This is a genomic window from Acinetobacter sp. YH12156 (genome assembly GCF_013418235.1).
GTDB classification, from domain to species: domain Bacteria; phylum Pseudomonadota; class Gammaproteobacteria; order Pseudomonadales; family Moraxellaceae; genus Acinetobacter; species Acinetobacter pseudolwoffii.
Genome location: NZ_VPCL01000002.1, coordinates 352,603 through 365,615, shown reverse-complemented (window position 1 = coordinate 365,615; position 13,013 = coordinate 352,603). Strand labels below are relative to the sequence as shown.

The 13,013-nt window shown below is 45.8% G+C and carries 12 protein-coding genes; 4 read left to right on the top strand and 8 right to left on the bottom strand.

What is annotated here, in order from left to right:
• Nucleotides 1–3: 3 nt before the first annotated feature.
• From FTU87_RS04675 to FTU87_RS04660, 4 genes are all read left to right on the top strand, one after another.
• Nucleotides 4–1,452: a coniferyl aldehyde dehydrogenase gene (locus FTU87_RS04675; protein ID WP_005172791.1), complete on the top strand. Its 1,449-nt coding sequence runs from the start codon at nt 4–6 to the stop codon at nt 1,450–1,452.
• Between the two features lie 165 nt (nt 1,453–1,617).
• Entirely contained in the window at nt 1,618–1,854 is a 237-nt protein-coding gene (rpmB, locus tag FTU87_RS04670) for a 50S ribosomal protein L28 (protein WP_000048256.1), read from the top strand.
• 12 nt (nt 1,855–1,866) lie between these two features.
• Entirely contained in the window at nt 1,867–2,022 is a 156-nt protein-coding gene (gene rpmG / locus FTU87_RS04665; protein WP_001205031.1) for a 50S ribosomal protein L33, read from the top strand.
• A 135-nt stretch (nt 2,023–2,157) separates the two neighbouring features.
• The gene (locus FTU87_RS04660) at nt 2,158–3,873 is read left to right on the top strand and encodes a cation:proton antiporter (protein WP_100357550.1); all 1,716 of its coding nucleotides are present in this window, start codon (nt 2,158–2,160) and stop codon (nt 3,871–3,873) included.
• A 223-nt stretch (nt 3,874–4,096) separates the two neighbouring features.
• Here the strand turns inward: FTU87_RS04660 and FTU87_RS04655 are convergent, their stop codons facing one another.
• The 8 genes from FTU87_RS04655 to FTU87_RS04620 form a co-directional block, all read right to left on the bottom strand.
• Nucleotides 4,097–4,375 (bottom strand): hypothetical protein, encoded by a 279-nt coding sequence (locus tag FTU87_RS04655; RefSeq protein ID WP_004278462.1) that lies wholly within the window; start codon nt 4,373–4,375, stop codon nt 4,097–4,099.
• 105 nt (nt 4,376–4,480) lie between these two features.
• Nucleotides 4,481–4,984, bottom strand: a complete 504-nt coding sequence (locus FTU87_RS04650; protein ID WP_005172799.1) for a DUF6586 family protein — start codon at nt 4,982–4,984, stop codon at nt 4,481–4,483.
• Between the two features lie 204 nt (nt 4,985–5,188).
• Nucleotides 5,189–5,440, bottom strand: coding sequence for an RNA-binding protein (locus FTU87_RS04645; protein ID WP_005095517.1), 252 nt, complete (start codon nt 5,438–5,440; stop codon nt 5,189–5,191).
• Nucleotides 5,441–5,523: 83 nt separating this feature from the next.
• Complete coding sequence (locus FTU87_RS04640; RefSeq protein WP_180096741.1) at nt 5,524–7,512, bottom strand: ATP-dependent helicase; 1,989 nt, start codon at nt 7,510–7,512, stop codon at nt 5,524–5,526.
• Between the two features lie 276 nt (nt 7,513–7,788).
• The gene (locus FTU87_RS04635; RefSeq protein WP_180096740.1) at nt 7,789–8,934 is read right to left on the bottom strand and encodes a glycerate kinase; all 1,146 of its coding nucleotides are present in this window, start codon (nt 8,932–8,934) and stop codon (nt 7,789–7,791) included.
• A gap of 64 nt (nt 8,935–8,998) precedes the next feature.
• Nucleotides 8,999–9,754, bottom strand: a complete 756-nt coding sequence (locus tag FTU87_RS04630) for a hypothetical protein (protein ID WP_005172813.1) — start codon at nt 9,752–9,754, stop codon at nt 8,999–9,001.
• A gap of 98 nt (nt 9,755–9,852) precedes the next feature.
• On the bottom strand, nt 9,853–12,495 hold the full coding sequence (topA, locus tag FTU87_RS04625) for a type I DNA topoisomerase (protein ID WP_074383984.1): 2,643 nt from the start codon (nt 12,493–12,495) through the stop codon (nt 9,853–9,855).
• 30 nt (nt 12,496–12,525) lie between these two features.
• The gene (locus FTU87_RS04620) at nt 12,526–12,975 is read right to left on the bottom strand and encodes an ammonium transporter (protein ID WP_180082928.1); all 450 of its coding nucleotides are present in this window, start codon (nt 12,973–12,975) and stop codon (nt 12,526–12,528) included.
• Nucleotides 12,976–13,013 lie beyond the last annotated feature (38 nt).

The following is a 13,013-nucleotide window of genomic DNA, read 5'->3' as shown; positions in this document are numbered from 1 at the left end:
GGCATGAACAGTCACACAAAAACAATATCAATGACACCACATTTTTTTGATGGCCAATACTTAAATGAGCTTTTGGCACAACAAAAACATGCTTACTTAAACTATCCTTTGCCGACGGCAAAGGAACGCATCGATCGTTTAGCTCGACTTAAGCGTATCTTAGTTAAGTATCAAGATCAATTTGCAGAGGCAATTAATCAGGATTATGGTAACCGCTCGATTGGGGAAACCAAAATTGGTGAACTGCTCACCTGTCTGGAACATATCAAATATTATAGCAAAAACTTGACCCGATGGATGAAACCCTCCAAGCGTCATGTCGGCATTATTCATCAACCGGCCAAAGCTTGGGTGCAATATCAGCCTTTGGGCGTGATTGGGATTATTGCACCGTGGAACTATCCATTGTTGCTGTCCATTGGCCCACTCATTTGTGCATTGGCTGCCGGCAACCACGCCATGATCAAGATTTCTAGCGCATCGGCTGCGTTTGGTGAAGTGCTTGAAAAAGCCTTGGCAGAAGCCTTTCCGAAAGAACTGGTCGCAGTGGTCAATGGTGGCGGTGTGATCTCAGATGCTTTCTGTCGTCTAGCCTTCGACAAAATGATTTTTACCGGCTCGACTGCTGTGGGTAAAACCGTGATGGCAGCCGCAGCAGAAAATCTGGTTCCGGTGATTCTGGAACTCGGGGGCAAGTCGCCAGTGCTGGTGCATCCATCGATTGATCTGCGTGATGTCGCGCAGCGGATTGCGGTGGGCAAACTCTGGAATGCCGGTCAAACCTGTGTTGCACCGGACTATATGTTCCTGCCTCGTGGCAAAACGGCAGAATTTATTGATCATTTTAAAGCCTGCGTAGAAAGTATGTATCCGGATATTACCCATAATCAGGATTACACCTCGATTGTGAATGACAAACAGTACAACCGTCTGCAAGGCTATCTGGATGATGCACGTGAACAGGGTGCTCATGTTATTGAAATCAATCCGCGCCATGAAAATTCCGCTGATCTGCGTAAAATTGCCCCCACCATTGTGACCAATGTCACACCAAGCATGCAGATCATGCAGCATGAAATCTTTGGTCCACTGCTGCCAATCATGGAATATGATCAAATTGATGAAGTTATCGACTTTATTAATAGCCGTCCACGCCCACTTGCTTTATACTACTTCGACTTTGATCAAGCGCGTGCCGATTATGTCGCACAGCGTACCCATTCAGGGCATTTCGGGCAAAATACGGTATTAACCCATGTTGCACAAGACGATCTACCATTTGGGGGTGTCGGTGCATCAGGTATGGGGAAATATCACGGTCCAGAAGGCTTCTTCAGTTTGTCGCATGAACGCTCGGTAATGTCGAATCCCAAGCTGTATAGCTTGAAATACATTCTGCCGCCGTTCAATAAACCGATTCACAAGCTGATTTCGAAGACACTTCTCCGTTAAATGATCAAGGCATGAGCTATCGATATAGCTCGTGCTGCGTTTTGACGAAAATCGCTTGTCTTTTAAGCGCATTTTTGATATAAAACGCCCCTTGAATGATTTCAATCCGTTTATTTTTGACTGGCCATACAGATTTGCTGTTGGCTAAATCAATGGAGTTACACCATGTCTAAGGTTTGCCAAGTTACCGGCAAGCGTCCAGTCGTTGGTAACAACGTCTCACACGCCAACAACAAAACTAAACGCCGGTTCGAGCCGAACCTGCACCACCACCGTTTCTGGTTAGAAAGCGAAAAACGTTTTGTACGTCTTCGTTTAACCACTAAAGGTATGCGTATTATCGACAAATTGGGCATTGAAAAGGTTGTTGCTGACCTACGTGCTCAAGGTCAAAAGATCTAAGGAGTCTGAACCATGCGTGATAAAATTCGCTTAGTTTCTTCAGCTGGTACAGGTTATTTCTATACCACGACTAAGAACAAACGTACTATGCCGGAAAAAATGGAAATCAAAAAATTTGATCCAAAAATCCGTCAACACGTAATCTTCAAAGAAGCTAAAATCAAGTAATTTTGGCTTTTTAAAAAAAACGACCCTTTCAGGTCGTTTTTTTTTGCATTTTTTTTACCCCACTTGATAAACTTTCTACATGTTTTGGCACTTTTTGTGCTTATTTCCCAGCAAACCTAACTAAAGGAGTATTTAGTGCCACATGACGTAGAACTCATTATATTATTGGCTGTTGGTTTTGGCTTAGCCCTGGTTTTTGGCTATATCGCTGCACGTCTGCGCCTCCCCCCACTCATCGGCTATCTGGTGGCCGGCATTCTGATTAGTCCCAATACGCCTGGTGTGGTCGGCGACATTCATCTGGCCAACCAGCTGGCAGAATTAGGTGTCATGTTCCTGATGTTCGGGGTCGGGATGCATTTCTCGCTAAGTGATCTGATGCAGGTGCGGCGGATTGCATTGCCCGGTGCAATTTTGCAAATTGCAGTCGCCACTCTGCTCGGAGTGGGAGTCTCGATGTTATGGGGCTGGAGCTTTGGCTCTGCGCTCGTATTCGGTTTAAGCCTATCCTGTGCCAGTACGGTGGTTCTACTCAAAGCACTCGGTGATCGTGGTCTGCTCGATTCAATTAATGGCCGGATTGCCGTCGGTTGGCTTTTGGTCGAAGATCTGGTCATGGTCTTGGCCTTGGTATTATTGCCGGCCACTGCCTTACTTCTAGGCGGACAAGCACTTGAAGGTGCGAGCGATGACAATATCTGGGCCACTTTAGGCATTACCCTGCTGAAAGTCGCAGGCTTTATTGCCTTTATGCTGATTATTGGTAAACGTCTGGTGCCGATGATCATCCAAGTCGTGGCACGTCTGGGTTCTCGTGAGCTGTTTACCCTGACTGTGGTCGCTGCGGCCATCTCGATTGCCTTTGGGGCCTATAAGGTTTTTGGGGTATCTATGGCGCTGGGGGCTTTCTTTGCCGGGATGGTGGTGAAAGAGTCAGATTTCAGTCATCGCGCGGAACAAGAAACCTTGCCGCTGCGTGAAATCTTCTCAATCTTATTCTTTGTTTCTGTCGGCATGCTGTTTGATCCGCGTATTTTACTGGAACAGCCACTCCATGTGCTGACAGTCGTCGGCATTATTCTGATTGGTAAAACTCTTGCAGCAATGGCACTGGTATTGTTCTTCCGCTATCCAATCAATACCGCGCTGACTGTTGGCGCTTCGCTGGCACAGATTGGTGAATTTTCATTTATTTTGGCAGCACTTGGGGTGTCACTGAATCTGCTTTCACTAGAAGGTCAAAACCTGATTCTGGCGGGTGCATTGATCTCGATCACTCTTAATTCCTTTATCTTCTCCGCGATTGAACCGGTACAAAAATGGATTCGGGAACGCTCGACCCTGGCACGCTTACTGGAACGCAGTGGTGATCCATTGGCAATGTTACCCGATGAAGTTTCACAGGATTACTTGCGTGATCAGGTGGTGCTGATTGGTCATGGTGAAGTGGGTCGTCGTATTACCCGCTCATTAATGGAAGAAAATATCAAGGTGGTTATTGCAGAAGAAAACCGCGATATTGTCGAAAATCTGCGTGAAAAAGGTATTGCCGCGGTTTCAGGCGCTGCGACTGAAGCCGGTGTTTTGATCCAGGCGCATATTCAACATGCGCGCTTACTGGTCATTTCCCCTATGGATATCATCGATATTCATAAAATTGTAGATATTGCCAAGACCTTGAATCCGAAAATTCAGGTATTGGTCTGTGCCGAAAGCAAGGAAGAAGCTGAAGCGATCCGTCGTGATAATATCGGCGCGGTGTATTATGCCAAAGAAGAAATGGCGAAAAATATGAGTAATCATATTTTAAACCAGATCGAAATTGCGCATCAGCATCCCCCTTCTCATTAATCTCTCTGCATAAAAAAAGTTGCCCAATGTGGTAACTTTTTTTATGCATAATCACAAGATTTTTTGTAATAAGCTGACTTCAAATCATCAGGAGTAAAATCAAAGAAACGAGGTTTTCATTTCTTGAAACTCACCTTGAGCTCGTACTTAAAATCTAACTTATTCCCCAACCCTTTAAAATCAAAAAGCACACCGATAGTGTGCTTTTGAATACATTGTAATCTTAACTCATATACTTCGGCTCTTCATCTACGACTTCAGCCTGCCATTCATTGACCTGCTGTTCCAGCAAGCCATACAGGGCCGCCTGAATCATCTGCTGCGCAATCACAGGCGTCTGCTCTCCGAGTAGAGCCTTCACCTCGTCATTAAACTGAATCATGACCAAAGGCTGTTTATGCGAACCTGCATTGCGTAAAGCCAAGGCACCACCTTCAAGTTGAACGAGTTCTAAAATCGCGTCTTGATTACCAAATAAGTCTTTCAACTGTTCTATAGACATATATCCTCCATGTTCAACATGGTGGCAAAGAGCCGGGTGCACTTTGCATCATTAGAGTAATTGATATAGGGTTAAAAATTCTAATTTCAAGTACGGTCGATCCGATTAAAATTCAATCATCTCATTGCGAAAACCATCGATGAGTTGTGTTAAGTCACGATGCCATTCTCTTAATATAGCAGGATCAGGTAACCATGCTTGTGGAGACTGTGTGACTTTAATGATGAGATTTGAGGAGGTTTCGTCTTCGGGTTCCGGTGTACTCGGTTCAGGCGCATACTGGCACAGACGATAGGCACGTTTCAGTTCAGCAATGAAACCGCTCTTGGATAAGTGTTGTAATACGGCTACTTCGGGTGAAATCTGGCCTTTGGCTGCCATTAGTTCTTCGATCGATTTCAGCGTCGGATTGGCATCATTCAGGCGATAGTAACGCACCAGTTCCTGCAAAAATGCCAATAAAGCGCCATGTAAATGAAATACAGTCGCCTCACGTTGTGCCTGAGCCTGTTGCACATGCTGGGTTTGCTCTGCCTGCTGGCAGGCAAGACGGGCAAAATACAGTTTTTGATTGGTACGGTCCGCATGATAGCGAGCAACACGGGTCATTGATATTTCCTAAGGTTTTAAACAAATTTTGGCTTTTATAAAGTAAAAGGTTCGCTTTCATTTCGCAATCAAAACATGTTTAAACTGAATCCATCCAGTACTGAAATCCAGAAAATCTAACTGCCTGCACGAGTACAACCATGAGCACAACAAGGTTAAATTTCAGCCATAAAAAAGGAGCATATCAAGTGCTCCTTTTCCAGTTTAAGCCTCGGGCTTATCTTCTGCTTGTTTTACCCGGATTCCATGTCCGTGCAAGCGCAAAGTATTCAGGCCTTTAATGGCTTTGATGGCTTCACGTGCATGCGGCATTTCTACAAAGGCAAAACCTTTTGATTTCCCGGTTGCCGCATCGAGCACCAAAGTACAAGTATTCACTGTGCCATATTCCTGGAACAACTTCAGCAACTCGGCTTCTGTGACCGTACGTTCTAAATTACGAACTAAAATTTTCATCTGATAACCTTAAGAAGATAGGCAAAAAATATCAAAAAGCACGCGCCTACTCTACTTTTTGTATGCAACAACTTTGCTATAGTTTAATCGAGATCAATGCCAAAATCTAAATTAATCGATTGACGTTCAATTAAGGCACTTTTCACGGTCTGCTGCCGGGTTTTGTAATGGGTTTCCGTGGTGCATAAATGCCGGGTGAGATCATTCAAGAAATAACTTGCGACTTTACGTCCCTGCGCATCGACCGTTTCCCGCGCCCAGTGATTCAGATTTTGTTTGGTTAGAATCAATTCATTTTTGGCTCGGGTCAGCGCCACATACAGCACACGACGTTCTTCTTCAACATCATCAAAGTCGCCTTGGGCGCGTGCATGCGGATAATTTCCCGGCGTGACATTGGCCACATAACAGACATTCTGTTCGGTGCCTTTGGCTGAATGAATGGTAATCAGGGTCACCACATCATGATCGGACTGGCGTTCAATTTCCGAAATCGACACTGGATCGAGCACATATTCCTCTAAAAATTCACTTAGTTGTGAATGCTTGGAGGCCAGTTGTTTCACCAGTTCAAAATCACCCTGACGACGTGGCCAGTCTTTTTTATAGTTCTCTGCCAGTTGTGTTTCAATTGCCTGAATCGCAAGACTGACACAGGCCTGCACTTCGCCTTTCAGCACGCTCATCTGCTTCATGATCAGAATCGCATTTAGAGGTATCTTGCCAAATTTCTCCAGTTTATCGGAGATTTTATCGATTTCAGGTTCCAGCAAAATGTGTTGCGCCAACTTGCTTGCACCGACATCACCGACACCATTCCACAGGGTCAAGAAACGCATCCAGGCGATATCATCCAGCGGATTGGCGACCACACGCAGCATGCTGAGTAAATCTTTGACATGTGCCGTTTCCAGCAGCTTCATACCGCCAATAAATCGATACGGTACATTGGCCGCGATACAGGCCGCTTCAATATGCCGCGCAGCAAAACTGGAACGCACCAGTACCATATGTTCGCCCCATTTGCTGCCCTGTAAATAATGACGCTCTTTAATATCAATCGCGATCCATTTGGCTTCATCAAACTCATTCGGAAATATATGCATGCGCGGCTTTACACCCTCGCCACGATAAGCTTCCAGACGTTTGTCATATTTGATTTCAGACTGATCCAGCAGCCAGTTGGACAGATCCAGAATTTCCTGGGTCGAGCGGTAGTTTTTTTCCAGTTTAAAAATCTGCGCATCTGGTACCCGTTCTTTGAAATGATGAATATTTTCAAAGTCTGCGCCACGGAAACCATAAATCGACTGGGCATCATCGCCGACACAAAACAGGCTGATCCGGTCTTTCAGTGGCTCCAACAAAGCCCATTGCAATGGATTGGTATCCTGCATTTCATCGACCAGCATATGTCGACAGATTGACGCCACATAATCGACCAAACCTTCTGATTGTGCCAAAGCTGTCGCCACCACTGCCAGAATATCGTCATAATCCAGAAAGCTGCGTGCCTGCTTACGTGCTTCGTACTCTTTCATAATCTCGGCAATCTGGTCTTTTAAGGCCAGATATTCCGGCATCTGCTTTTCCAGCGCGAGACTGAGCTTCTGCCGAGTATTACGTGCAAAGGAATATAAATCGCAGAGTTCTTGTGGCTTGGGCAGATGATTGGGATTTTTTTTGTCATCACGACCCCGAATCAGACGGAACATCATCAACTGATCATCACGATCAATAATCGAGAACTGTTCTAGACCAAAGGCCTTCGGAATACGGCGCAACAGATACATACAGAACGTATGAAAGGTCGAGGCACGCAGACCTTTAGCTTGATCACCCAAGGCTAATTCCACCCGCGCTACAATTTCACTGGCTGCACGGCGGGTAAAGGTCAGAATTTGAATCTGGTTGGCGGGTACACCCTGCTCAATCAGGTAAGCTGCACGTGCCACGATGGTCTTGGTTTTGCCACAACCTGCCCCGGCCAGCACCAGACTATGTTTTGTTTCTGTGGTCGCTGCTTGCTTTTGTTGGGGATTTAATTCATCAATCAGGTTGGCTAAACTCATTTTCACTCATCGTTTTGTGGATGGCTGTAGTTTAGCAGATCGCTCTTATAATTATGGCTTTTCATCCGCCCTGAAACAGCAGCAAATTTTATCTCTTGATTTGTTTGCTATAGGGTCGACAGCATGGATGCCGTCTGCTGGATTGAGATATAGGGACATACCCTCAGTTACCTTGCGAAGCAGTGCTTCTCATCCATGAAAAGCAAGATCTGCTTATGCGTTATTATCTGCCATTACGTAAAGCTTGTGCAGCAATGACGATCTTGTAAAAGAAAACTAAATACGCTGTTCCTCAATATTTTTAATTGTTTTGGACACTGCTTTTTCCAGATTCACTTCCGCATTTTTTAAGGCTTCTTCCCGGCTACAATCTGGTGGATTAATCCTGATAATCTGACTAAATCCAGACTCATATAGTGACTCAATCCCATCACCCACCAGTCCAGCAAATGCAAGCACCGGTTTATTGAATTTTTGCGCTACTTGTGCCACGCCAAATGGGGTTTTGCCTAATTTAGTTTGATGATCAAGCTTGCCTTCACCGGTCAGAACATAATCGGCTTGAGCTATTTTATTGGCTAAATCTGTCTGCTGAATGATGAGTTCCACACCTGATCGAATAGAAGCAGCTGTGAATGCCATTAAGCCAAAACCGAGTCCACCTGCCGCACCCGCACCTGCAACATGACGATGATCACGTCCAATGTGCCGAGCAACCAGATCGGCGAAATGACTGAGGTTTTGATCCAGTTGCTTGACCATTTCCGGTGTCGCACCTTTTTGTGGGCCAAAGATCGCTGAAGCACCATTGGGTCCACACAGCGGATTATTCACATCCGATGCAATGATAATTTCAATATCCGCCAGCCGTGAATCCAGTTCGGATAAATCAATTGCTATGATTTGATCCAGGTTTCCACCGCAAACCTGTATTTCTAATCCTTGGGCATCTAAAAACCGAGCGCCTAAGGCCTGTATCATTCCCGCACCGGCATCGTTCGTCACACTGCCACCTAAGCCAATGATGATTTTACTGGCCTCTAAATCGAGCGCAGACTTGATCATTTCTCCTGTGCCACAGGTTGAGGTCAGCAGAGGATTACGCCTTGCAGCTTCCAGCAGATCTATGCCATTGGCTTTGGCCATTTCAATGATTGCGGTTTTTCCTGCATCAATTACGCCAAAATACGTCTGGATGCGCTGATCAGGCAATGGCCCTGTCACTTCACAGGGAATGCGCTGTCCTTTTGAACTTGAGATCAGTGTATCGACCGTGCCTTCCCCTCCATCCGCCATAGGAACATGAATGCACAAAGCATCAGGCAACACGTTTTGAATGCCACGCTGCATGGCCTGACAGGCTTGTTCAGCACTCATACTTTCTTTAAAGGAATCTGGAGCAAGAACAAAAGTAAGCGGCATATGGTTATTTTTATCTATCAATAAAGTCTAGATTCTGGATAAATCCAAGAGAATCTACAAGTCTTTATTTCCAGCCCAACTCAATTGCTGTGATCTCATTAATCAGGGTCTGATCCAGAGATCCCGGCATTTTACTCGTGGTTTCGGACAGCGGGATATGTCCTGCCATCAGTTCTGCCTTGGCTTGTGGGAACACAGGTTGCTGATCTGGAAATGCATAACCTATTGGATAAATCGGCTGACCTGTGGCCAGATCATATTTATCACTGGCACCAAAGGCATGCAGTAACTCATGTACCAAAACAATTTTATTTTGTTCAGACTGCTTTTGAGAGGCAAACAGGTTGACCGAACCAATCCGGCCTTTTTGCAAGGCAGTTGAATGCTTTAATTGCCGGGTTTGTGCCGGATCATAATAATTTAAAAACAGGGTCAGACTGGCAGAAGGGTCCGAACTTTGTTGCTGTTTCCAGGCATAAAATCGAAACTTTAAACTCCATACAACAGTATCGAAAATTGAGGCCTGCTCAGGGACTTTAGGCGGTAAAACTTTAAGCTCACGACCCAAATTAAAATAAAAATAAGTGGGTTGATTCCGATATTGCTGTGCTGATTTTTGTAGAAAGTCTCTTGCCGTTTCTAGATCCTGAACTGACAGTTGCTGGATGTATTGCTGTGTGGTCGGTAATCCATCTGCATTAATCGGATGCAACAGAACCATGACCGGCTTTGACCAGTTCTGATTTTGATCACGATAGGCATTGACTGCAACGATCAATAAAATACTTAATAAAATCAGAATCCGAATCTTTTTCCACATATCCCCAAGCAACCTTATTTATTTTTTTTAAAATATCGACACATCATAAATAAAAAATGCCGACTTTCGTCAGCATTTTTTTCAAGTTTAAACTTTATTTAGGCTTCAACCCATTTTCCATCCTGGTAAACCAGAGACCATTTGGTTTGCTTGCCTTCCGCATTTTCAGAGCCAATATATTGCGATTGGTTCTTGCGACTGAATTTCACCAAAGTCGGGTTACCTTCCGGATCTGCATCAGGCGCTTGCAAGATAAACTGATATTTCGGATCTAGCTGTTCAGCCACAGAGCGAATCTCGGCAACTTTCGGTGCCCGTGTTTCACGCACTTTCGGGAACTTGCTGGCAGCCAAAAATAAACCGGCCGCACCATCACGCAGCACAAAGAAGTCATCGTGCTTGGTCGAGCGCAAATGTTCCATCTTGATCGGATCGACACGCGGAGGTGCCGGCTGACCACTCTTTAATACTTTACGGGTATTGTCACAACTGTTGCAGGCGAAGTATGGACCAAAACGACCCGTTTTAAGCTGCATTTCGCCATCACATTTGTCGCATGGAATGGTTGGGCCATCATAACCTTTGATCTTGAACTCTCCTTCTTCGAGTTCATAACCATCACAGTCCGGGTTATTGCCACAAACATGCAGTTTACGACCGCCATCAATCACATAGCTGTCCATTGCCGTTTCACACACCGGACAACGTTTCTTCGACATCAGGTCAGCGGTTTCGGCCGCATCATCATCAGACAGTGCAGCCAAAGACTCGACTGGGGTCAGGTTCAAGGTTCCCTTGCAACGTTCTTTCGGTGGCAGGTTATAACCAGAACAGCCCAGGAAAACGCCTGTGGTTCCGGTACGAATCTGCATTGGGCGCTCACATTCTTTACAATGTACCGCATCCACTTCCACTGGCTGATTACGGCGCATACCGTTCTCACCTTGTGCCGTAGTCAAACGCTGCTTGAAATCGCCGTAGAAGCTGTCTAACAGCTCTTTCCAATTACGTTCACCATCTGCCACCTTATCCAGCTGACCTTCAAGATCTGCGGTAAAGGCGTAGTTCATCAGGTTATTGAAGTTTTCATCCAGACGGTCGGTGACGATCTCACCCATCTTCTCGGCAAAGAGACGACGGTTATCGAGCTTCACATAACCACGATCCTGAATGGTCGAGATAATTGCAGCATAGGTCGATGGACGGCCAATGCCTTTTTTCTCGAGTTCTTTGACCAGTGAGGCTTCAGTAAAACGAGCTGGTGGCTTGGTGAAATGTTGAGATGGATCAAGCTTCTCAAGTTTCAGCACTTCACCGACTTTCACTGCCGGTAACAGAATATCGTCATCCGCTTTGTTGGCACCACGCACCCGGGTAAAACCATCAAAGACCAGCGTCCGGCCTTTGGCTTTCAGTTCTACGCCATTGGCATTGACTAAAATGGTTGAAGACAGGTATTCAGCCGGTGTCATCTGACAGGCCACAAACTGGCGCCAGATCAGGTCATAGAGACGCTGTGCATCACGCTCCACACCGACCAGACTGTCACCTTTGAGGCCCACAGTAGATGGACGGATTGCCTCATGCGCTTCTTGCGCGCCGGCTTTATTGCCATAGCGGTTGGGTTTGGCCGGCAGGTACTTCTCACCAAATTCTGATTCGATATGGCCACGGACCATGCTTACCGCATCATCACTCAGGAAGGTCGAATCGGTACGCATATAGGTAATGAAACCGGCTTCATACAGGCGCTGTGCCAGCATCATGGTTTTCTTCACAGAAAAACCGAGACGGGTACTGGCCGCCTGTTGCAACGTTGACGTGATATAGGGCGCGCTTGGATTGACTTTGGTTGGCTTATCTTCACGGGCAGAAACGGTATAATCCGCATCTTTAATCAGGTTTAAAAGTGCATCCGTTTCGTCTTTATTACGAAGCTTTAAAGTCTTGCCATGTTGCTTGACTGCTTCCAGACGGATGTCATCTTTTTTCGATTTGGTATCGGCAAACACCTGCCAGTATTCTTCAGGAATAAAGGCCCGAATTTCACGTTCGCGCTCAACCACCAGTTTCACCGCAACCGACTGTACACGGCCGGCTGACAGGCCACGGGCAATCTTTTCCCACAAGAGTGGTGAAATCATGAAGCCGACCACGCGGTCCAGAAAACGGCGTGCCTGCTGGGCATTGACTTTATTGGTGTCCAGACGTGAAGGATGCTTAAAGGCTTCCTGAATGGCATTTTTGGTAATTTCGTTGAAGACCACACGTTGATAACGTGACTCATCGCCGCCAATCACTTCTTTTAAATGCCAGGCAATCGCTTCCCCTTCCCTGTCCATATCCGTTGCCAGATAGACTTCATCGACTTGCGCTGCCAGTTTTTTCAGTTCGGCAACCACATGTTCTTTGCCAGGAAGCACTTCGTATTTGGCTTTCCAGTCATGTTCCGGATCGACACCCATGCGGTTAATCAACGCATTCTGTGATTTTTCAGCTTTCTGTTCATCTGTCAGTTTGGTGCGTGTCGCCGGCTTTTTCTCTGTCGATTTGGCAGAGCCGCCTGTTGGCAAGTCACGGACATGACCGACTGATGATTTTACGATGTAGTTTGGACCAAGGTACTTATTGATTGTTTTCGCTTTTGCAGGCGACTCCACAATCACTAAGGCACGCTTACTTCCAGCGTCGGGAGACTTTGCTGTGCTGCTTTTTGATGTGGACCGAGGAGCGTTCGCCATAATTAACCGTTAATCCTGTTTATTTCTAAATTAAAGTTCAGCCAAAGCGTGTAATAGTGCTTTGATATCGTTGAGTTGGGCTGCTCTTAAATCAGCATGTTCATCCCAATACAATCCGACACAGTTGGCCTGCATATCAATAGCATAAATGCCTTTTAATGCAATGGGAAAATCTTTAAATTTCTCATCACCCTGCACAATTTCGAATTTATTATCGACAACACGGGCACGCATCAAGGGTAAACGCGCATCTGGCATGAGTACGCTGTAGTACGCAACCATACTGGCACGACTTTCAGTGGCCTTTGGAATTTTGGTCCAGTCGGGTGCAACCACCAAACGTGGATGCAGACCCATTTTGCGGGCTTTGTCACGCATGATGCCAAGCGCTTTTTCTCTTGGGCTGACACGTAAGCCAAAAATTGACCCCATGACAAAAATGATGATGATCACCGCTACCCAAATTCCAGTGTTTTCCATAGTTCAACCTTTATGTTCTATTATTAGAGTTGCATAAG

Excerpts from the sequence above, each read along its gene's own strand:
- FTU87_RS04675 (WP_005172791.1), top strand. The coding sequence starts at position 4 with ATGAACAGTCACACAAAAACAATATCAATGACACCACATTTTTTTGAT.
- rpmB (WP_000048256.1), top strand. The coding sequence starts at position 1,618 with ATGTCTAAGGTTTGCCAAGTTACCGGCAAGCGTCCAGTCGTTGGTAAC.
- rpmG (WP_001205031.1), top strand. The coding sequence starts at position 1,867 with ATGCGTGATAAAATTCGCTTAGTTTCTTCAGCTGGTACAGGTTATTTC.
- FTU87_RS04655 (WP_004278462.1), bottom strand. The coding sequence starts at position 4,375 with ATGTCTATAGAACAGTTGAAAGACTTATTTGGTAATCAAGACGCGATT.
- FTU87_RS04650 (WP_005172799.1), bottom strand. The coding sequence starts at position 4,984 with ATGACCCGTGTTGCTCGCTATCATGCGGACCGTACCAATCAAAAACTG.
- FTU87_RS04645 (WP_005095517.1), bottom strand. The coding sequence starts at position 5,440 with ATGAAAATTTTAGTTCGTAATTTAGAACGTACGGTCACAGAAGCCGAG.
- FTU87_RS04640 (WP_180096741.1), bottom strand. The coding sequence starts at position 7,512 with ATGAGTTTAGCCAACCTGATTGATGAATTAAATCCCCAACAAAAGCAA.
- FTU87_RS04635 (WP_180096740.1), bottom strand. The coding sequence starts at position 8,934 with ATGCCGCTTACTTTTGTTCTTGCTCCAGATTCCTTTAAAGAAAGTATG.
- FTU87_RS04630 (WP_005172813.1), bottom strand. The coding sequence starts at position 9,754 with ATGTGGAAAAAGATTCGGATTCTGATTTTATTAAGTATTTTATTGATC.
- topA (WP_074383984.1), bottom strand. The coding sequence starts at position 12,495 with ATGGCGAACGCTCCTCGGTCCACATCAAAAAGCAGCACAGCAAAGTCT.
- FTU87_RS04620 (WP_180082928.1), bottom strand. The coding sequence starts at position 12,975 with ATGGAAAACACTGGAATTTGGGTAGCGGTGATCATCATCATTTTTGTC.